The organism is Kineococcus sp. GCM10028916 (assembly GCF_042674865.1).
In the GTDB taxonomy this organism is placed as follows: Bacteria; Actinomycetota; Actinomycetes; order Actinomycetales; family Kineococcaceae; genus Kineococcus.
Window position 1 is genome coordinate 79,570 of record NZ_JBHTFM010000014.1, and the last position, 18,051, is coordinate 97,620.

At 72.6% G+C, this 18,051-nt stretch carries 21 protein-coding genes; 11 read left to right on the top strand and 10 right to left on the bottom strand.

Translation table 11 applies throughout. The features are described from left to right. Positions 1-86: 86 nt before the first annotated feature. Complete coding sequence (guaA, locus tag ACFQ46_RS13135) at positions 87-1,676, top strand: glutamine-hydrolyzing GMP synthase (RefSeq protein ID WP_380259896.1); 1,590 nt, start codon at positions 87-89, stop codon at positions 1,674-1,676. A 69-nt stretch (positions 1,677-1,745) separates the two neighbouring features. Here guaA and ACFQ46_RS13140 read toward each other — a convergent pair whose 3' ends face one another. From ACFQ46_RS13140 to ACFQ46_RS13150, 3 genes are all read right to left on the bottom strand, one after another. After that, complete coding sequence (locus tag ACFQ46_RS13140) at positions 1,746-1,922, bottom strand: CsbD family protein (RefSeq protein WP_380259877.1); 177 nt, start codon at positions 1,920-1,922, stop codon at positions 1,746-1,748. A 98-nt stretch (positions 1,923-2,020) separates the two neighbouring features. Then, positions 2,021-2,815, bottom strand: coding sequence for an alpha/beta fold hydrolase (locus ACFQ46_RS13145; RefSeq protein ID WP_380259878.1), 795 nt, complete (start codon positions 2,813-2,815; stop codon positions 2,021-2,023). 1 nt (position 2,816) lies between these two features. Beyond that, on the bottom strand, positions 2,817-3,356 hold the full coding sequence (locus ACFQ46_RS13150; RefSeq protein ID WP_380259879.1) for a phenolic acid decarboxylase: 540 nt from the start codon (positions 3,354-3,356) through the stop codon (positions 2,817-2,819). Between the two features lie 61 nt (positions 3,357-3,417). Between ACFQ46_RS13150 and ACFQ46_RS13155 the strand changes: the two genes are divergently transcribed. Then, the gene (locus ACFQ46_RS13155; RefSeq protein WP_380259880.1) at positions 3,418-3,930 is read left to right on the top strand and encodes a MarR family winged helix-turn-helix transcriptional regulator; all 513 of its coding nucleotides are present in this window, start codon (positions 3,418-3,420) and stop codon (positions 3,928-3,930) included. A gap of 25 nt (positions 3,931-3,955) precedes the next feature. Continuing rightward, on the top strand, positions 3,956-4,717 hold the full coding sequence (locus ACFQ46_RS13160; RefSeq protein ID WP_380259881.1) for a transglutaminase domain-containing protein: 762 nt from the start codon (positions 3,956-3,958) through the stop codon (positions 4,715-4,717). A gap of 150 nt (positions 4,718-4,867) precedes the next feature. On the opposite strand, the gene ACFQ46_RS13165 is transcribed toward ACFQ46_RS13160, so the two are convergent. The 4 genes from ACFQ46_RS13165 to ACFQ46_RS13180 all read right to left on the bottom strand — a co-directional run bounded on the left by ACFQ46_RS13165 (position 4,868) and on the right by ACFQ46_RS13180 (position 7,523). Beyond that, positions 4,868-5,299 carry a GNAT family N-acetyltransferase gene (locus ACFQ46_RS13165; protein ID WP_380259897.1) on the bottom strand — a complete coding sequence of 144 codons (432 nt, stop codon included), beginning with the start codon at positions 5,297-5,299 and terminating at the stop codon, positions 4,868-4,870. A gap of 80 nt (positions 5,300-5,379) precedes the next feature. Then, positions 5,380-5,889 (bottom strand): hypothetical protein, encoded by a 510-nt coding sequence (locus ACFQ46_RS13170; RefSeq protein ID WP_380259882.1) that lies wholly within the window; start codon positions 5,887-5,889, stop codon positions 5,380-5,382. After that, positions 5,886-6,113: a helix-turn-helix transcriptional regulator gene (locus ACFQ46_RS13175; RefSeq protein WP_380259883.1), complete on the bottom strand. Its 228-nt coding sequence runs from the start codon at positions 6,111-6,113 to the stop codon at positions 5,886-5,888. Before ACFQ46_RS13175 ends, ACFQ46_RS13170 begins: the two co-directional genes overlap by 4 nt. A gap of 54 nt (positions 6,114-6,167) precedes the next feature. Continuing rightward, entirely contained in the window at positions 6,168-7,523 is a 1,356-nt protein-coding gene (locus ACFQ46_RS13180; protein ID WP_380259884.1) for a PLP-dependent aminotransferase family protein, read from the bottom strand. Positions 7,524-7,607: 84 nt separating this feature from the next. On the opposite strand from ACFQ46_RS13180, the gene ACFQ46_RS13185 reads away from it, so the two are divergent. The 5 genes from ACFQ46_RS13185 to ACFQ46_RS13205 all read left to right on the top strand — a co-directional run bounded on the left by ACFQ46_RS13185 (position 7,608) and on the right by ACFQ46_RS13205 (position 11,903). After that, entirely contained in the window at positions 7,608-7,799 is a 192-nt protein-coding gene (locus ACFQ46_RS13185; RefSeq protein ID WP_380259885.1) for a hypothetical protein, read from the top strand. A 34-nt stretch (positions 7,800-7,833) separates the two neighbouring features. After that, positions 7,834-8,634, top strand: a complete 801-nt coding sequence (locus ACFQ46_RS13190; RefSeq protein ID WP_380158357.1) for an SURF1 family protein — start codon at positions 7,834-7,836, stop codon at positions 8,632-8,634. Then, on the top strand, positions 8,631-9,014 hold the full coding sequence (locus ACFQ46_RS13195) for a DUF3817 domain-containing protein (protein WP_380259886.1): 384 nt from the start codon (positions 8,631-8,633) through the stop codon (positions 9,012-9,014). Before ACFQ46_RS13190 ends, ACFQ46_RS13195 begins: the two co-directional genes overlap by 4 nt. Then, complete coding sequence (locus ACFQ46_RS13200; RefSeq protein ID WP_380259887.1) at positions 9,011-9,850, top strand: NUDIX hydrolase; 840 nt, start codon at positions 9,011-9,013, stop codon at positions 9,848-9,850. Before ACFQ46_RS13195 ends, ACFQ46_RS13200 begins: the two co-directional genes overlap by 4 nt. Before the next feature lie 91 nt (positions 9,851-9,941). Continuing rightward, entirely contained in the window at positions 9,942-11,903 is a 1,962-nt protein-coding gene (locus ACFQ46_RS13205) for a 5'-nucleotidase C-terminal domain-containing protein (RefSeq protein ID WP_380259888.1), read from the top strand. Positions 11,904-11,967: 64 nt separating this feature from the next. On the opposite strand, the gene ACFQ46_RS13210 is transcribed toward ACFQ46_RS13205, so the two are convergent. Together ACFQ46_RS13210 and ACFQ46_RS13215 are read right to left on the bottom strand one after the other, a co-directional pair. Continuing rightward, the gene (locus ACFQ46_RS13210; RefSeq protein ID WP_380259889.1) at positions 11,968-14,007 is read right to left on the bottom strand and encodes a protease pro-enzyme activation domain-containing protein; all 2,040 of its coding nucleotides are present in this window, start codon (positions 14,005-14,007) and stop codon (positions 11,968-11,970) included. Positions 14,008-14,340: 333 nt separating this feature from the next. After that, positions 14,341-14,910 (bottom strand): TetR/AcrR family transcriptional regulator, encoded by a 570-nt coding sequence (locus tag ACFQ46_RS13215; protein WP_380259890.1) that lies wholly within the window; start codon positions 14,908-14,910, stop codon positions 14,341-14,343. Positions 14,911-15,034: 124 nt separating this feature from the next. Between ACFQ46_RS13215 and ACFQ46_RS13220 the strand changes: the two genes are divergently transcribed. Further along, on the top strand, positions 15,035-16,039 hold the full coding sequence (locus ACFQ46_RS13220; RefSeq protein WP_380259891.1) for an amidohydrolase family protein: 1,005 nt from the start codon (positions 15,035-15,037) through the stop codon (positions 16,037-16,039). A gap of 356 nt (positions 16,040-16,395) precedes the next feature. Here ACFQ46_RS13220 and ACFQ46_RS13225 read toward each other — a convergent pair whose 3' ends face one another. Continuing rightward, entirely contained in the window at positions 16,396-16,842 is a 447-nt protein-coding gene (locus tag ACFQ46_RS13225) for a hypothetical protein (protein WP_380259892.1), read from the bottom strand. 148 nt (positions 16,843-16,990) lie between these two features. Here ACFQ46_RS13225 and ACFQ46_RS13230 point away from each other — a divergent pair, with 148 nt between their 5' ends. Then, complete coding sequence (locus tag ACFQ46_RS13230; protein ID WP_380259893.1) at positions 16,991-17,254, top strand: hypothetical protein; 264 nt, start codon at positions 16,991-16,993, stop codon at positions 17,252-17,254. 143 nt (positions 17,255-17,397) lie between these two features. Then, positions 17,398-17,895, top strand: coding sequence for a hypothetical protein (locus ACFQ46_RS13235; protein WP_380259894.1), 498 nt, complete (start codon positions 17,398-17,400; stop codon positions 17,893-17,895). The last annotated feature ends 156 nt before the right edge of the window (positions 17,896-18,051 follow it).

The window sequence follows — 18,051 nt, forward strand, 5'->3', positions numbered from 1 at the left end:
CGGGGGAGGAGCGGGGTCCCGCACGCGGCTACCCTTGGGTCGTGACGCCGGATGCGCCCGAGAGCCAGCCCCAGGACCAGCCTGAGATCGAACTCGCCGAGGTGGGTGCGGAACGTGCGCACCGCCCCGTGCTCGTCGTCGACTACGGAGCCCAGTACGCGCAGCTCATCGCGCGCCGGGTCCGTGAGGCGGACACCTACTCCGAGATCGTCCCCAGTTCCATGCCGGTGGCCGAGATCCTCGCGAAGAACCCCGCGGCGGTGATCCTCTCCGGCGGCCCGTCCAGCGTGTACGCCGAGGGCGCCCCGCAGGTCGACGCCTCCCTCTTCGAGGCCGGGGTCCCCGTCCTGGGGATCTGCTACGGCTTCCAGGCCATGGCCAAGGCGCTGGGCGGCGAGGTCGCCCAGACCGGTCAGCGCGAGTACGGCGGCACCGTCGCCAACCTGAGCGACGCCGACGACTCGACGTTGCTGCACGACCAGCCGACCGAGCAGTCGGTGTGGATGTCCCACGGGGACAGCGTGTCCCGCGCACCCGAGGGTTTCCGGGTGACCGCGTCCTCGGCCGGTACCCCCGTCGCGGCCTTCGAGGACGACGAGCGTCGCCTCTACGGCGTGCAGTGGCACCCGGAGGTCAAGCACTCCACGCACGGCCAGGACGTCCTGGTGAACTTCCTGCGCAACGGTGCCCGCATCGACCCGGACTGGACGACCGGCAACGTCATCGAGGAGCAGGTCGCGCGGATCAGGGCGCAGATCGGTGACGGCAAGGTCATCTGCGCCCTCTCCGGCGGCGTCGACTCCGCCGTCGCCGGGGCCCTGGTGCAGCGCGCCGTGGGCGACCAGCTGACCTGCGTCTTCGTCGACCACGGTCTGCTGCGCGCGGGGGAGTCGGAGCAGGTCGAGAAGGACTTCGTCGCCTCCACCGGGGTGAAGCTGCACGTCGTCGACGCGGTCCAGCGCTTCGCGGAGGCGCTGGACGGGGTCAGCGACCCCGAGCAGAAGCGGAAGATCATCGGCCGCGAGTTCATCCGCGTCTTCGAGCAGGCCGCCCGCGACGTCGTTCAGAAGGAGGGTTCCGACGAGGTCAAGTTCCTCGTCCAGGGCACCCTCTACCCCGACGTCGTCGAGTCCGGTGGCGGCACCGGCGCGGCGACGATCAAGAGCCACCACAACGTCGGCGGACTGCCGGACGACCTCGCCTTCGAACTCGTCGAGCCGCTGCGGGCGCTGTTCAAGGACGAGGTCCGTGCGGTCGGTGTGCAGCTCGGTCTGCCCGAGGCGATGGTCTACCGCCAGCCGTTCCCCGGTCCGGGGCTCGCGATCCGCATCGTCGGGGCGGTGACCCCGGAACGCCTCGAGATCCTGCGTTCCGCCGACGCCATCGCCCGGGCGGAACTCACCGCGGCCGGTCTCGACCGCGACATCTGGCAGTGCCCCGTCGTGCTCCTCGCCGACGTCCGCTCCGTCGGGGTCCAGGGCGACGGGCGGACCTACGGCCACCCGATCGTGCTGCGTCCGGTGTCCTCGGAGGACGCCATGACGGCGGACTGGACACGGCTGCCCTACGACGTGCTCGCGAAGATCTCGACCCGGATCACCAACGAGGTGCCCGAGGTGAACCGCGTGGTGCTCGACGTCACGAGCAAGCCGCCGGGCACCATCGAGTGGGAGTGAGCTTCGTGCGGTCCTGGACGTGAGGAGGGGCTGACCCCGGGAGGAGTCAGCCCCTGCAGTTCTCGACCGTCACTTCTCGTCGAGGGCGTCCTTGGTCTTCTCGACGCTCTGACGTGCGGAACCCATCGTCTGGTCCTTCTCGCCCTGCGCCGTCAGCTCCGTGTCGTCGGTCTTCTTCCCGACGGCTTCCTCGGCCTTGCCGACGGTCTGCTGCACGACGTTCTTGGCCTTGTCCGCGATGGACATGTCCCGCTCCTTCTCCACGGTGGGTACCGGGTGGTCCCGGTACCCCGAACGGTAGGAAGCCCGGCGCCTTCCTGCCCGCTGAAACCGTCGGACATCCGTCACAGGGCCAGGAACCCGGCGATCGCCGCGGCGAACCGGGGGTCGGTGAGGGCTGCGCCGTGGTCACCCCGGACCAGCTGGAGCCGGGCGTCCGGGACGGCGGCGACGAGGACCTCCGGGCGCTGCGCGAGGGGGTCGGCGTCGCCGGCCACGACGAGCGTGGGCGCGGTGACCCGGTCCAGCGCGAGGGGGGAGGCGTGCACGGCGTCGGCCTGGGCGGCCAGGGCCGGCAGGTCGTTGCCGGTCTGCTCGGCGAACTCGCGGAACCCCCGGACCATCGGGTCGGTGATCGCGGCGGGGTCGGGTGAGCGCAGCGCCTCGGCGAGGCGGGCGGAGGAGAGGGCACGGGTGTCCACCCCGCCGACCTCGACGATCCCGGCGCCGACGCCGCCCACGGCGAGGCGGTGGACGCGGTCCGGGTGGGTCGAGGCCACCAGCAGCGAGACGACCGACCCCATCGAGTACCCGACGAGGTCGACCTGCGCCAGGTCCAGGGCGTCGAGGACGTCGATCACGTCGGCGGCCATCCGGGCCTCGCCGTAGCGTGCCGCGTCGTGGGGCTTGTCCGACGCCCCGTGACCGCGGGCGTCCACCGCGACGACCCGGCGCCCGGTGGCGAGCAGCGCGTCCAGGAGCCCGGAGCGCGGCCACTCCACGGACGTGCTGGAACTGAAGCCGTGGTGCAGCAGGACCGGGTGGGCCTGCGCCCCGGCGCCGGAACCGTCCCAGCCGTGGACGGCGAGCGTGAGCCCGTCGCCGGTGGTGATCCGCCGGGTGCGCCCGGTCGGGGCCACCTCAGTTCTCCTGCGCGGTGAAGTCGGCGGGCAGGTCGCCGGGGGCGACGGAGACGACGGTGTCGTCGTCGGTGCCGATGTGCTCGAAGAACGTGATCCGGGCGAACTCGGGGACGACGAGGATCGGGTAGGTGGGCCCGGCGTCGCGGTAGCGCCGCATCAGGGGCAGGTGGTCGTTCTGGAACAGCACGGTCCTGGACCCGTCCTCCTCCACCCAGCGGGGGAAGAAGATGGTGCCGTGCAGGCGGCGTCGTCCCGGCATGACGTTCACCACGACCGACGTCCCGGTCGGTTCGTTCCAGGAGAGCTTGAAGCTGTCCTCGTCGAGCTGGACGAGGTCGACCTCCTGGTCCTTGACCCACCGCCCGCCGACCATCCCGGAGTGGATGCGGTAGTCGATGGTGCGCACGTTCTTGACGTACATCTCGTACTGCCAGCCGTTGGCGTAGGTGTAGACGAACCGGTGCCCGACCAGTCCGTCGAGGTCCTGCGGGGGTGTGGGGTCGCTGGGCGTGTGCGTCGGCGCGCGGTGGTTCGTCACGCGATGATTTTGCGCGCAAAACCATTTGGGGTCAAGCGGACCGCCGGGGCAGGATGAGGGTGTGCGCGACGACACCTCCACCGCGGCCGGTCTCTCGGTCCTGCTGGGACCGTTGCGCCGCAGGGTGTTGCGGCGCAGCCGCGAGCTGGCCGACCTGCCGGACCTCCCCGAGGCCCAGGTCGAGCTGCTGCGCGTCCTGACCGACCGTGGCCCGCTGACCCCGAGCCAGTTGGCCGAGGCCCTGCACCTGGCGCGGTCCACGGTCAGCAACCTGTTGCGCGTCACGGGGGTCGCCGGTCTCACCGAGCGGTCCTCCGCCGGCGGTGACCTGCGGGTGGTCAACGTCAGCGCGACGGGTTCCGCGCGGTCGCTGCTGGCCCGCTACGACCGGGCGAGCGCGACGACCCTGGCCGCCGCCGCGGACCAGCTGACCCCCGAGGACCGGGCGGCGCTGCCCGGGGTCGTCGCCGTGCTGGGACGGCTGCTGGCGGTCCTGGAGACCGAGGACGACGACGCAGTCCCGCGGCGGTCGAACACCGCGGAGTCCACTCCGCACAGACCATCGGACGGGTGATCCCGAGCGGGGCCATGCTGGGACCGTGACGACGCGCCTGAGCACCCCGTGGTGGCTGCCCCGCGATCCGGACCCCGCACGGGAGGCGGTGGGGAGTCGTGAGCCCACCGCTGTTCTCGACCACTCCGCCGAGGCGGTGCGGAACCTCGCGGCGCGGACCCGTGGCGGGGACGAGCGGGAGCGCCTGCGCTCGGCCCACGCTCTCGTCTCGGCGGCCGTCCGCCCGGTGTACGCCCTCGACGAGCTGCAGCCCGCGTCGGTGACCCTGCGCAGGGGAAGGGGGTCGTGCAGCCAGCGGATGGCCGTGCTCGAGGCGACGGCGCGCTCGCTCGACGTCGCGACCCGGTGCCGCGGGCTGCTCGTCGACGGGCGGTTCTGGTACCCGAGGTTCCCGCGCCTGCACCGGTTCGTGCCGGACGTCGTCGTCCTGGCCTGGCCGGAGTTCCGGGTGGAGGGTTCCTGGGTGCCGGTCTCGCACCTCTTCGCACCCCCGGGCGCCGGGGCTGCGGCCTTCACGAACCGGGACGGCGAGACGCTCTTCGAGGCCCTCGCCCGCGGTGCCGTCTCGCTGGAGGACTGCACCGGGGGCTGCGCGCGCGACGGCCACGACGAGGCCGCCGGGTTGGCCGACCGGGTCGTCGCCGACCTCGGCCGGTTCGACTCCCGGGACGAGTTGTTCGCCACCCACGGCCAGACGCTCTGCCCCCTGGCCAGGACGGTCGTGGACCCCGTCACGAGCCGGTTCTCGGCCGGGTGGGTCCGCCCCGGGACTCCTCGCGCGGGGTGAAGCGGACCGACCCGGGCTCGGTCGGTCATGAGCACGGAGTTCCGTGCCGCCGCCCGCGCCGGTCTCGCCGAGGCGCTGGGGCGTGGCGAGTCGTCTCTGCCCGTCGCGCGGACGTTCCCGCCGGCGGCGAGGTCGTGCTGCTCCCGCAGGTCAGAGCTCGCGCTTCATCCCGACGTGCGACGCGACGAAACCCAGCCGTTCGTAGAACCGGCGGGCGTCGACGCGGCGCGCGTCGCTGGTCAGCTGGACGTGCCCGCACCCGCGTCGGCGGGCCTCCTCGATCGCCCAGCCGATGAACTGCGACCCGAGACCACCGCCCCGCCGTGCGGAGTCGATGCGCACCGCTTCGAGCTGCGCGCGGTCCGACCCGCGCCGGGACAACCCTGGCAGGACGTTGAACTGCAGCGTCCCGACGAGCGTGCCGTCGGCGTCGGTCAGGACGAACAGTTCCGAGGACGGGTCGGCCTCGATCCGCGCGAACGCGGCCAGGTAGACCGCCTCGTCCTCGTCCTCGGCCTCGGCCTCGTCCTCGGCCTCGCGCACCGAGTCGCGGTCCGCGGCGATCTGGTCGTCGTGCAGCATCGCCACGATCCCCAGGACGTCGCCCGCCCGTGCGTGGCGCAGTTCGACCGGGCCCGTGGGGGTCTCGAAGGTCGCGAGACTCACGCCTGCGCCGTCCGGCGGGAGCGGCGCAGTCCGAGCACGCCCGCGAGGACACCGACGAGGACACCGAACGTCGCGCCCCAGCCCGTGCTCGCGCTCACGACGCCGGAGTGGAGGACTCCCGCGAAGAACGCGAGCAGCAGCACGAGGTACGGGACCACGCGCCACCGCGCGAGCCGGGTTCCGCTGCCGGCGTGCACCCCCAACCGTGCGGCGTAGAGGAGGACCACCCAGCTGATCGCGCCGAGCAGCAGCATCAGGGTGAGGGCGTAGGGGAAACCCTGCGCCCCACCGATCCACACCATGACGGTGGCGGCGGCCATCCCGGCCCACAACGTCAACTGCATCCCGACGGCCGAGGCCTCGTTCCACACGTCCCGTTGCCGTTCCTCGCGGTAGAACGGGTTCCCCAGGTCCCCGACACCGGCGGCCAGCCGGACGAACGCGCTGTCGCGCGGATCCTTCTCCTCGTGCTCGTGCTCGTGGTTCACGCCGTTCTCGTGGTTCACGTCGTCGCCTCCTCCGCGTCGAAGAGTTCCTCGACGCTCCGTCCCAGGTGCCGTGCGATGTCGAGGGCCAGGTAGACCGACGGGGCGTAGTTCCCCGCCTCGATCGCGACCACGGTCTGCCGCGTCACGTCGGCCGCCGTCGCGAGTTCCGCTTGCGTCAGTCCGCGGGCCGTCCTCGCCGCCCGGACGCGGTTCCCGCGGCCCTGTGCCGATGTCCTGCCCATGACCTCGAGTGTCAAGTAGACCTGACACCATGTCAAGGGAACCGGACACGGACCTCAGAGCGAGTCGGCGAGGATCCGCACCGCGGCGTCGATGTGCTGCTCGGGGATCGCGGCGAAGCAGAGCCGGAGGTAGGCGGCGTCCTCCTCGGCCACGACGAAGTGCCGTCCCGGCCCGACGGCGAGACCCCTGGTCAGGGCGCGGCGGGCGAGCTCGACGTCGTCGGTGCCGCGCGGCAGGCGCACCCAGGTGGAGAACCCGCCGCGTGGGCGGACGAAGCTCCAGTCGGGCAGTTCGCGGGACAGGGCGGTCGAGAGCCTCGTGGCGCGCGCGCCGAGGGCGGCCGACAGCGAGCGCAGGTGCGCGTTCCAGCCCGCCCCGGTCACGAGTTCCACCGCGGCCTCCTGCAGCGGCCGGGACACGATGAGGTGGTCCACCACGGCCAGGCCGGTGATGCGTTGCGCCACAGGGCCTCGCGCGACGATGCACCCCACCCGCAGGCTGGGTCCGGCGGCCTTGCTGAGCGAGTTCACCGTGATGACCCGGCCGTCGGTGTCGTCGCGCAGCAGGGACGGCGGCGGTGTCGGTCCGTGGCTGAGCCACCGGGCGAAGTCGTCCTCGACGATGAACGCCCCGGCGCGGGCGGCGATCTCCAGGACGGGGCGGCGGCGTTCCGCGGCCAGGACGTGGCCGTCCGGGTTGGCGTAGGTGGGCTGCAGGTACAGCACCCGGGAGCCGGTCTGCTCGAAGGCGCGTTCCAGCAGTTCGGGGCGGACGCCGTCGGTGTCCGTGGGGACGGGGATCGGGACGAGACCGGCGCTGCGCAGCAACGCGATCGCCCCCGGGTAGCTCGGGACGGCGACGAGGACGGGGCTGCCGGCCGGCACGATCGAGCGCAGCACCGTCGAGAGCGCGCCCTGCCCGCCGGGGCTGATCAGGACGTCGTCGCGGTCGGCGCCGAGCTGCTGGGCGAACCAGGTCCGCAGTTCCGGCATGCCCTGCAGCGGTGGGGTCGTCCACGCCTCCGGCCGCCGAGCTGCGCGGGCCATGGCCGCCGACAACCGGGACGACGGTTGCAGCGACAGGTCGAGGTAGCCGCGGGACATGTCCAGGACGTCCTGGGAGGGGATCGCCAGCGAGGCGAGCACCCCCTCGGTCCGGACGGGGGAGGCGCCGAGGGCCACTCGCTGCCAGTCCGTGTCGACGGTCTGGGTCCGGCTCGCGCGCGCGACGAAGGTGCCCGCGCCCGGCCGGGTGGCGACGGTCCCGTCCGCGACGAGCACGTCGATCGCCCGCTGGACGGTGACCGGCCCGACGCCGAGGTCGCTCACCAGCCGGCGACTGCTGGGCAGTTTCGTGCCCGCGGGCAGGGTCGCCGCGAGGTCACGCAGGCTGGCGGTGACGCGCTGCACACTGCTACCGTGGTCCATGAGAAGAGAGAATAGCGCTTTCGTCAGCCAGTCCGGTAGCGGTTCACAGGGCGAGTGGTGATCCCGATGGGCGTCCTGATCGTCCTCTGCGTGCTCCTCGCGTTCGCGCTGACCGCTCCGTTCCTCGGTGCGGACACCCGCTTCGACGGATCCGGTACGCAGCCCGACCGTCCCCGTCGAGGAAAGCGCTACCAACGACTTTGGGATTCCGCTATCGCCGAGGAGGTCCACCGGGACCAGTTCGAGCGGACGAGCTGAGGAACCTCCCAGGTCCGCCACGTAGCCTGAGCGGGTGTCAGATCCCCGTCGCGGCCTCAACGGCCGGCTCGCCGGACTCGGCCTGGTGGCCCTGCTCGTCGTGGTCGTCTGCAGCGGCCTCGGGGTCTGGCAGTGGCACCGCGGGAACGTGGTCGTCACCGAACCCCCTGCGGCCCAGCCGGTCGTCCCGATCTCGACGGTCGTCGACGCCGGGGCCTCGGGTGCCGCGGCCGTGCTCTCCGGTGACGAGGTCGGTCGCCGCGTCGAGGTCCACGGCACCTTCGACCCGGCCCTGGACCTGCTGGTCCCCGGGCGTGAGCTCGGGGGGACCGTCGGGTCCTGGGTCCTCGGTGTCGTCGTGCTGGCGGACGGGTCCGGAGTCCCCGTCGTGCGGGGCTGGGTCCCGCAGGGGCAGGCCGCGCCGCCCCTGCCGAGCGGCGTCGTCGACCTGACCGGGACGCTGCAACCCCCCGAGAGTTCCGACCTCGCGCCCTCGACCGCCGTCCTGCCCGAGGGGCAGACGTGGATCGTCAGCGCCGCGGACCTGATCAACCGCGTCGACTACGGCGTCGCCAACGCCTACGTCACCGACGCCGCGCCGGCCGCCGGGTTGAGCGCCGTCCCGCCCGCCGATCCCGGGCAGGCCTCGCACCGCCTGGACTGGCGCAACCTCGCCTACGCCGCGCAGTGGTGGGTGTTCGGGTTGTTCGCGATCGTGATCTGGGTGCGGGTCGTGCGCGACGAGCACGCCGCCGCAGGAGAGGATGACGGCGACGCGAGCTCGGACGAGCACGTCGACGGTCACGGAGGACGAGACATGAGTGGTGCCCGGTGAGTGCTGAGCAAGGTGCGCGAGGTCTGCGTTCGGTCCCGAAGGTCCGGTCCGCGCTGACGCGCTACCGCGTCATGGCCTGGCTGACCGGCATCGGTCTGGTCGTCCTGGTGCTGGTCGGCATGCCGCAGAAGTACTTCGGTGCCTTCGGCGGCGGGGACCGCGTGGTCGAGGTCGTCGGGGTCGCCCACGGCTGGCTCTACGTCGTCCTGCTCATCACGACCTTCGACCTCGGCAACCGGCTCCGGTGGTCCTGGCAGCGGATGGTCCTGACCGCCCTGGCCGGGACGATCCCGTTCCTGTCCTTCTACGCCGAGCGCAAGAACGCCCGGTTCGCGCGGACCCACCTCGACGCCCGCCAGGCGCCGCGCGCCACCGCGTGAGGGCGCTGCAACGCGTCGCGGTCCACGCCGCGGTCGTCGAGGAGTGCGGCGCGGACGACCGGCTGCTGACCGTCGACGGTTCGCTGCCCTGGACGGTCCTCGCCCACGGTGAGACGCCGACCGCGGCGTTGCGCCGCGTTCTGGGGGAGCACGCCCAGGTCGGGGGGCTCCTGGCCGTCCACGACGGTCGCCGCACCCAGGGCGACGTCGACCTGCACACCGTGCACCTCGTCCTGGCCGTCTCGGTCGCCGAACCCCCGGCGGGGGAGTGGCGGCCGGTCGGGGCGGAGTGGCCGCTCGTCGCCGACGCCCTCGTCGCGCTCGAGGAGGCGGAACTGCGGCGCACGGCACCCGCGGAGGACCCCGACGTCCCCGTCGTCCGGCAGCGTCTCGCCTGCTACGCCGTCGTCGTCGCGGACGGGTCCCTGCTGCTGACCCGGCTCAGCACCACCACCCCGAGCCCGGGGCGCTGGACGTTGCCGGGGGGTGGTGTCGACCACGGCGAGCACCCCATCGCCGCCGTCGTCCGCGAGGTGCACGAGGAGACCGGCATGGACGTCGTCGTGACCGGTCTGGCCGAGATCGGTGCCGAGCACTTCACCGGGCGCTCGCCGCGGGGGGTCCTGGAGGACTTCCACGCCGTGCGCATCCTGGTGACGGCCACGCCGGTCGAGGTGAAGGTTCCTGAGGTCCTCGACGTCGGCGGCAGCACCGATCTCGCGCAGTGGATCCCGTTGTCCGAGACGGAAGGCGTCGGTCTCGTCGGAGTTGCGCAACGTGGGCTCGCGATCGCTCTCAGTGAGAACTCGCCGGGGACACCGCCCGCCGAAACCTGATGTTCACGTGTGGAGTGACCCAGGGGTTCCCTGGACGTCACTGTGACTGGCAGACTCCGGCGCCAGTCACCCACCTCGTGGAAGCGAGCTCATGCGCACAGGTCGTCCCCTCGTCCGGTTCCTCAGTTCGGGAGCCGTGCTCACGGTCCTGGCGACCCCGCTGCTCGCGGCCCCCGCCGAGGCGGCCACCCCCGGGCAGATCCCGACGCTGCTGCCCGCCCCCGCAGCCGGTCAGACGCAGATCCAGATCGGCGCGTTCAACGACTTCCACGGTCGCCTCGAGGCCCCCGACGAGACCGACGACGGGCAACCCGTCGGTGGAGCGGCCCAGCTGGCCGGTGCGCTGGACGTCATGCGCGCGCAGAACCCCAACACCATCGTCGTCTCCGCCGGTGACAACGTCGGAGCCTCGACGTTCACCTCCTTCATCCAGGAGGACGCCCCGACGATCGCCGCGCTGAACCAGATGGGTGTCGCCGTCTCCGCGGTCGGCAACCACGAGTTCGACCAGGGCTACGCCGACCTCACCGACCGCATCGGGGTGACCGGTCGCCAGGGTGCGAACGGCGCCGACCCGCTGGCGGCGTTCCCCTACCTCGGCGCGAACGTCGTGAAGGCCGACGGGACCCCGGCCCTGCCCGCCTACGCCACCACCGAGGTCGGTGGGATCCGCGTCGGGTTCATCGGGGTCGTGACCCAGCAGACGTCGAGCCTCGTCGCCCCCGCCGGCATCGCCGGGTTGCGCTTCACCGACCCCGTCGCCGCCGCGAACCGGGTCGCCGCGCAGTTGTCGGACGGGAACACCGCCAACGACGAGGCGCAGGTCATCGTCCTGCTCGCCCACGAGGGTTCGTCCGGGACCGACTGCGCCACGGTCGGTTCCGAGGGCGCGTTCGGGCAGATCGTGCAGAACTCCTCCCCGCAGATCGACGCCATCGTCTCCGGGCACACGCACATGCTCTACGACTGCGAGTTCCCGGTCGCGGGCAAGGCCGTCGCCCGTCCCGTCGTCTCCGCCGAGAGCTACTCCGTCGCCGTCGACAACCTCGTGCTGAACGTCGACAACGCCACCGGTGACGTCGTCGCCCAGGCCCACCAGGTCGTCCCGGTGGAGGGTTTCACCCCCGACCCGGCCGTCCAGAAGATCGTCGACGACGCGGTGGCCTTCGCGGACCAGGTCGGCACCACGCCCGTCGGTTCGGTCACGGCCGACATCACCCGCGCGTTCTCCGGCGCCGACGACGACCGCGGGACGCAGTCCCCGCTCGGGAACCTCATCGCCGACGCGCAGTTGCAGCAGACCGAGGGCGCCGGTGCCCAGATCGCGTTCGAGAACCCCGGCGGCATCCGCGACGACCTCGAGTACGCGGCCTCGGGCAGCGAGGGCGACGGTGTCGTCACCTACGCCGAAGCCGCTGCGGTGCAGCCGTTCGCGAACTCCGTCGTGACCCTGACCCTCACGGGTGCGCAGGTCCGCGAGGTGCTCGAGCAGCAGTGGCAGCCCGCGGGTTCCTCGCGGCCGTTCCTGGCCCTCGGGGTGCCGAAGGGGTTCTTCTTCACCTACGACGACGCGGCCCCGGCCGGGCAGCACGTGAAGTCGGTGACCCTCGACGGCGTGGAGCTCGACGCCACCGCGCAGTACCGGGTGACCGTCAACAGCTTCCTGGCCTCCGGCGGCGACAACTTCACGACGCTGGCGGAAGGGACCGACAGGGTCGAACTCGGGAAGACCGACCTCGAGGCGTTCACGGCCTACCTGGGGTTGCCCGAGAACGCGCGGCTCGCCCCGGACCAGGAACCCCGCTCCGCCGTCGCGACCGAGATCCCGCCCCCGGTCGTGGAGTCCCCGGCGCCGACGGCGACGCCCACGGTCCCCGCCGTGGCCGTCCCGACCCCGTCGGCCACGACCTCGAAACCGGCCGCCGCGGCGGTCGCCGACGAGCACCTGGCCACGACCGGCGCGGACATCGCGCCCTGGATCACCGTCGGTGCGGCGCTCGTCCTGGCCGGTGGTCTGCTGATCACCGCGGCGGCGCGCCGCCGCCACGCCTGAATCCCCCCACAACGAAGAACGCGCCCACCGGGAGACCCGGTGGGCGCGTTCTCGTCGTGGGGTCCTACTTCCCCAGGGTGCTCGCCAGGGTCCTGGCGAACGTCGCGCCGGGACGCCCGAGACCCGTCACGGGGTCCCAGCCCTTCGCGAGTCCGAGGGTGGAGTCCCGGCCCCAGGTGCGGACGGTGTACGACGTCCCGCCGCTGGGGTCCAGGCCGTTGACGTAGTTCGCGCGGACCACGCCCTTGACCGTGGAGGTCTGGACGTCGGTGTAGGCGCCGCGGGCGATCGAGTACAACGCGGGGTTCGCGAGTCCGGCCCGCTTGCCCTTGCGCTGCACGGCTTCCGCGATGGCACCCGCCGCCAGGGGCGAGGCCAGGCTCGTCCCGCCGATGCGGTACTCGCCGTAGCGGACCCCGTCCGGGAAGGTCTGGGTCTGGCCCACGAGCATCCCCGTCTGCGGGTCCGCGACGCTGGCGATGTCCGGCACGGCGCGCCCGGTGGGGGCCGTGTTCGGCACGGTGCCCGCCTGCCAGGCGGGCCGCGGGAAGAGGGTGGAGTACCCGCCGCCGGCGCCGTAGAGGAACCCGCCGTCGACCCAGTCGGTGCCCTTGTCGTTCAAGGCGTAGACGCCGGTTCCCCAGCCGGTCTCGGCGACGACGTTGCGCACGCCGTTGCCCAGGCCCGTCGAGGTCCCGCCGACGGAGGTGACGTAGGGGTCGCTGGTCGGGTAGTCCACCTGCTTGGTGCCGGTCGAGGCGATCTCGTCGCCGTTGTCACCGGAGCTGAAGAGGAACGTCTGTCCCTGCAACGCGCCCTGCAGGAAGATCTGCTCGTAGGCGAAGACGTCGTCCGCGCCGGTGTCGGTCTCCAGACCGCCCCAGGAGTTCGTGACGACGTCGGCGCGGTTCTCGTCCACGACGGCCGCGAGGGCGTCGATGAGCCCACCGGCGCAGTTCGAGGCCGCGTAGTAGCGGATGCGGGCCGCGGGGCGCATGGCGTGCACGGCCTGCACGTCGAGGGTCTGCTCACCCGTCCAGCCCGAGGCGTCGCACGCCTCCTGGTCGGTGAACTTCCCGGCGCTCCAGGTGGAGTACTGGTTCCGGGAGAGGGTGGGCCAGCCGTAGGCGCTGGAGTAGGTGTTCGTGTCCGCCACGATCGTCGAGGAGTTGTACGCGTCGACGACTCCGACGGTGACACCGCCACCGGAGGTTCCGGTGTCCCCGCCGAGCCCGTTGAACAACTGCGGGGCGGTGTACCCGCAGAGGGCGTAGGACGGCGTCTGCCCGTGGAAGGCGGGCAGGGGGGTCTTGTAGTCCGCCTGGTACTTCGCCAGGAGGCCGCCGTAGAACTGGCTGCACGGTCGGCCGACGACCGAGGCGGCCGGCGGCGCGACGACCGGCTGGGCGACCCCGGCGGCGGACGCGGCGGCCGCGGTGCGGTTCGCCGTGGTGTCCGCGGCCGTGGTGCCCGCGGTCTCGGTGACCCGCTGCGACGTCATGCGTTGCACGCTGGTGTCGAGGCCGCTGATGGTCATCACGTCGGCCGCCACGTCGGTCGGCAGCGACGCGGCGGTGGTGGGAGCCACGACGTCCGCGCCGTCGTGGGTGAAGGAGGCCAGCGTGACGCCGAAGGCCCGCTGGAGCTGTTGCCGGGTTCCGGTGGCGGCCACGTAGCGCCGGCTCGCCTCGACGGAGTCGACGTGCAGACCGGCGGAGGCCAGGTAGTTCGAGACCGTCGTGGCGGCGGCCTCGGTCGGGCCGAAGGCGGCGGCGTACTGCGCTCCGTCGAGGTAGTGCCCGTAGGTGGGGGAGCCGGGCGTGGAGACGCCGGCGACCGCGGACTGCAGGGCGCTCAGCCCCCCGCGGGGCGCGAGGTAGACGCGGACGGACTGCGGGGTCTCGGCCGGGGCCGAACGGAGGGCGAGGCGTGCGGTGCTGCTCGGGAGCCACCGCGGCAGCGTGCCCGCGATCGTCGTGGTCCGGGCCGGGGCGGCGTGGGCCGCACCGCCGGTCGCGACGAGGGCGGTGGCGCCGACAGCGGCGGTGAGGAGCCTGAATGAGAGTCGTGCGGAAGAATGCTGGGAATTGCTTGAACGCGGCATTCGTGGTCCTTTCCACGGGGTGGTGCCGCGAACATAGACCTCCGCAAAACCCCCGTGAAAGCACCCCCCCAACTCGGTGTCACGAGTCGTCACAGGAAGGGTTGGTGGTCGCCCCGAGCGTCGCCTCACGGCGAGTGGCCGCTCGTAGCGGCAGGGTTGAGGCCCGGGGACACGTACCGGGGCGACCAGCCATCACAACCATCGGCTGCCCCCGCCCATTCCTGGAGGGGTGGACCCGTCACGGTTCGCCGTCCTGCCCGACCCGTCCGGCCCCCGAGGTCTTCCGCGGTGCTGACGACTCCGGCGCCGGGGACGACACCCACGGCTGCCGGCTCAGGAGCTGAGGTTCGCTGCGGCCTCGTGGAGGTCGGCGAAGGCGGTGCGCAGGTGCCGGCTCAGCGACTGCGAGGGGTCGCCCACCCAGCGGGCGGTGGCCTGCTGGTAAGCGGCCCAGCCCATCGCCGCGAGGAGGATCGCGAGGTGCGTCGGCACGCCGCGCTGGTGCAGACCCGAGGCCAGGGTCTGCGTGAGGGCGGCGCCCTTGGCCAGGTCGCGTTCCTGCAGCGCGGGGTTGGCGGCGATGATGCGCAGCCGGGACACGGCGGCGTCGGCTTCCCCGTCCAGAGTCCGCGCCGCCTGCTCGAAGGCGTGCAGCAGCACCTCGGCGGGTCGCGCCTGCGCCGGGGCGTTCGCGACGTCCTCGGCCAGGGACCGGTGCGCCTGCGCCTCACCGCCGAAGAGCACCTCGCGCTTGTCGGTGAAGTGGCGGAAGAACGTCCGGTGGTTCACGCCGGCCCGGGCGGCGATCTGGGCGGTCGTCGTCCCGTCGTACCCCTGCAGCGCGTACAGCTCCAGCGCTGCCGCGCGCAGCTTGTCGCGGGCTTCCACTCCACTCCTGGGCACGTTCGCAGGGTAGGTCGAGCGCCGACCGTTGCGCCACTTGCTGGCGCATCGTAGTGTCATCATGTGGCGCTACGACGGAGCTCGCGCGCGCCGCGTGAGCCGCCGCGCCCCTCGAGGAGTTCTCATGACCACCACCTCCCGTGCGGGAGCACCCCCTGCGGATCCGTCCGTCGGCCCGATCGTCGACGTGCACGCGCACTTCACCCCGCCGACCACCCAGGCCGCGCGGGAGGCGGCGTGGCGGGCCATGCGCGCCGACCACTTCCTGGCCCCGGTGCCGCACGTGTGGAGCCCGGCGATCGCCCTGGAGGCGATGCAGGCCAACGGCATCGCGATGCAGCTGCTCAGCACCGTCCCGGTCGGGCACCAGGCCCTGGTCGAGGCCAACACCTACGGCGCCGGCGTCGTGGCGGCCCATCCCCACCGCTTCGGGCTCCTGGCGGCGCTGCCCACCGACGTTCCCGCCGCGGCTCTGGACGAGGTCCGGCGCGCGCACGAGGTGCTGAACGCGGACGGGTTCGCGGTGAGCACCACCTACGACGGGGTCAGCCTGGGTGACTCGCGCCTGGATCCGGTGTGGGAGAGGCTCGACGCCCTCGGCGCCACCGTCTTCGTGCACCCCGACACGACCATCGCCTCCCGCCTCGGGCTGGGCACCCCACTGCTGGAGGTGACCTTCGAGACCGCCCGTGTCGTCACGCAGATGCTCTACGCCCGCGTCTTCTCCCGCTTCCCCGGCATCACCTTCGTCCTGGCTCACTGCGGCGGGGCGCTGCCCGGCCTCTCGGGCCGTCTCGCCCTCCTCGGGACCGCACCCTGGGTGGCCAACCCCGGCGGGGTCACCGCGCACGAACTCCGGTCGCAGATGGGGCGGCTCTTCCTGGACACCGCGGCGTCGGGCACCGACGCCAACCTGGCCGCCGCGCTCCAGATGGTCCCCGTCGAGCACATCGTCTACGGCGGTGATTCCGGTGTGCCGTGCACCGACGACGACTCCATCGCGGCCAACCTCGCCTCCCTGCGGGGCACGTCCGTCCTGCACCGCGACGACCTGCCCGGAATCCTCACCCGCGCCCTGACGCTGTTCCCGCGCCTGCGCGAGCGGATCGGTGCAGCCACGGGTGGATGACGGAGGGCGCCGAACCCGGCACCGGGTGGTCGACCTGAGCGCTGATCTTCGTGCTCAGGGTGAAGCCGCGGCGGGAGAGGCAGCGAGCCCGTCAGACGGAGACGACCTCGACGAGTCGTCCGCCCCTCTGAGGTCCATCGTGCGCCCGCGGTCGCCGTCCTGCGGCGACGGCTTCGTCCAGGGGGAGGGCGTCGAACCGGCGTTGCAGGAGGGCGAGTCGGCGCAGGCGTTCGGCGCGGACTGCCGGGTCGGTCGTCACGAGGACCAGAGGTCCCGGTCCCGCGCGACGCTGGATGACCGCGGGCTGCGCACCGCGGGGGCGACCGAGCGGTCGACAGTGCCAGGTCCGCCCCGGACTACGTCTCGGGCAGCTGGTACCGGGCTCGGCGCTGCTGACCCCACGCGAAGGCCGTCTCGCAGACCCAGTCCTCCAAACGGTCGCCCAGGTGAGCGGCGATCTGCTCAGCACTGGTGGGGACCTCGACGTCCCAGGGGTCCGCTACCCACCACGGCGACAGCAGCAGCTCCTCGTGCCGCTGGTCGGGGACGTCGAGGCGCACCCACACGTCCCCCTCGCGACCGTCCACGCCCCAGTGCACGCTCAGGTGCTCGATCTCCTCGGCCGTCAGGACGCTGGTCACGACCGGTTCGACGACCCGCCGGCGCAGCCGGGCCAGCCGTTCGTCGTCGGCGTCGGTGACCGGCCCTGGTCGCGGTGCCCGCTCACCGGGGAGCGCAGTGGTGTTGACCTGGGTCCGCGCGGACGGCTGAGCACGGGGGCGGTAGCGGCGGTGTCCTTCCACGGGTTCAGGGTGCCTGACGGCGGAAGCCCACGAGGGCGCGTCGGACCCGCGGTCCCGCGGTGCAGGTGCCCGCGTACGGCGGGACGACCGTGACGTCGGTGATCGCGGCGAAGGACGCCCCAGGAGGGGGCGCGGCCATGATGGTGCGGTGAGCTCACCAAGCAGAACCATCCTGCCGCTGCGCTTGCGCGACCTGGTCGCGGACACCGGCGGCGGCAACCCGTACCTGCAGATCATGCGGTTCGCGGCGATGGCCGGTCTGGTGGCCGCCCTCCTGCTGCTGGTCTCGGGGATGACGACGGGCAGCACACCCCTGCTGGTCCTGGCGGTGGTGGCGTTCCTGTGGACGGCGATGGTGCAGGTGGGGTGGTGGGTCGTCGCCGCGTTGGTGTGGGAGCGGACTCAGGACTGACCCTCCCCGATCGAGTCATGGCCGATGGGTGCGTCCTGACGCTGGCGCAGCATCGCCACGACCGCACCAGGGACTCGAGCAGGGGCGGGGCCGGGCGAGTTGAGCACCTGCGCGGGTGGTGGTTGCTGGTGCACGATCGCGGCATGGTCGAGGTTCCCGAACGGGTGCGGGCGCGGGTGCAGCACGAGCCGGACCGTTCCTGCACGGTCCTGGTGAGCGGGCCGCAGGGAGAGGTGGTGGTGGGCACCACCACACGCACGGACCAGGTGTTGGCCGTGGCTCGGGAGGGCGCCGCCCGCGTGTTCGGGGTGTCGGAGCTGGGCCTGGACCGTCTGCACCTGTCGATGCCGCAGCCGCCCTACGGGCGCGACGGGCAGACGGTGCGCATCACCTCGGTGTCGGACCCGGACGATCCCAGCGAGCGGGAACTGCTCGGCGCGGTGGGGCAGGCGCACTGGTTCTCTCACGAGGGTGCCTGGTTCGTCACCGTGCCCGGTTCTGGTACCGGCATCCACCCCGGTGAGGAACTCGACTTCGAGCCGGTGGTCAGTGCTGAGGAGGCCCGCGAGTTGGAGGCCTACCTCCACCTGGCTCGTCGGCGGGACCTCCCCACCGGGGACGGCCTGGCGCCCCGGGGGTAGGGCCTTCCCGCTGCCGGGCGGGGCAAGACCCGCCCCAGGGCCTGTCCTGCGGATCGTGACGGGTGCTTGCAACGTCCGCTCATGGCGAACTGCGGATGGTCGTCGGGCCGTCTGCGGCCTCAGCGATCCAGGCGGCGCACCAACCCGCGGGCCTGC

Bases quoted from the DNA above. Each gene is read 5' to 3' on its own strand.
- ACFQ46_RS13140 (WP_380259877.1), bottom strand. From the start codon at position 1,922: ATGTCCATCGCGGACAAGGCCAAGAACGTCGTGCAGCAGACCGTCGGC.
- ACFQ46_RS13165 (WP_380259897.1), bottom strand. From the start codon at position 5,299: ATGCTGCACGACGACCAGATCGCCGCGGACCGCGACTCGGTGCGCGAG.
- ACFQ46_RS13175 (WP_380259883.1), bottom strand. From the start codon at position 6,113: ATGGGCAGGACATCGGCACAGGGCCGCGGGAACCGCGTCCGGGCGGCG.
- ACFQ46_RS13185 (WP_380259885.1), top strand. From the start codon at position 7,608: ATGGGCGTCCTGATCGTCCTCTGCGTGCTCCTCGCGTTCGCGCTGACC.
- ACFQ46_RS13205 (WP_380259888.1), top strand. From the start codon at position 9,942: ATGCGCACAGGTCGTCCCCTCGTCCGGTTCCTCAGTTCGGGAGCCGTG.
- ACFQ46_RS13210 (WP_380259889.1), bottom strand. From the start codon at position 14,007: ATGCCGCGTTCAAGCAATTCCCAGCATTCTTCCGCACGACTCTCATTC.
- ACFQ46_RS13220 (WP_380259891.1), top strand. From the start codon at position 15,035: ATGACCACCACCTCCCGTGCGGGAGCACCCCCTGCGGATCCGTCCGTC.
- ACFQ46_RS13235 (WP_380259894.1), top strand. From the start codon at position 17,398: ATGGTCGAGGTTCCCGAACGGGTGCGGGCGCGGGTGCAGCACGAGCCG.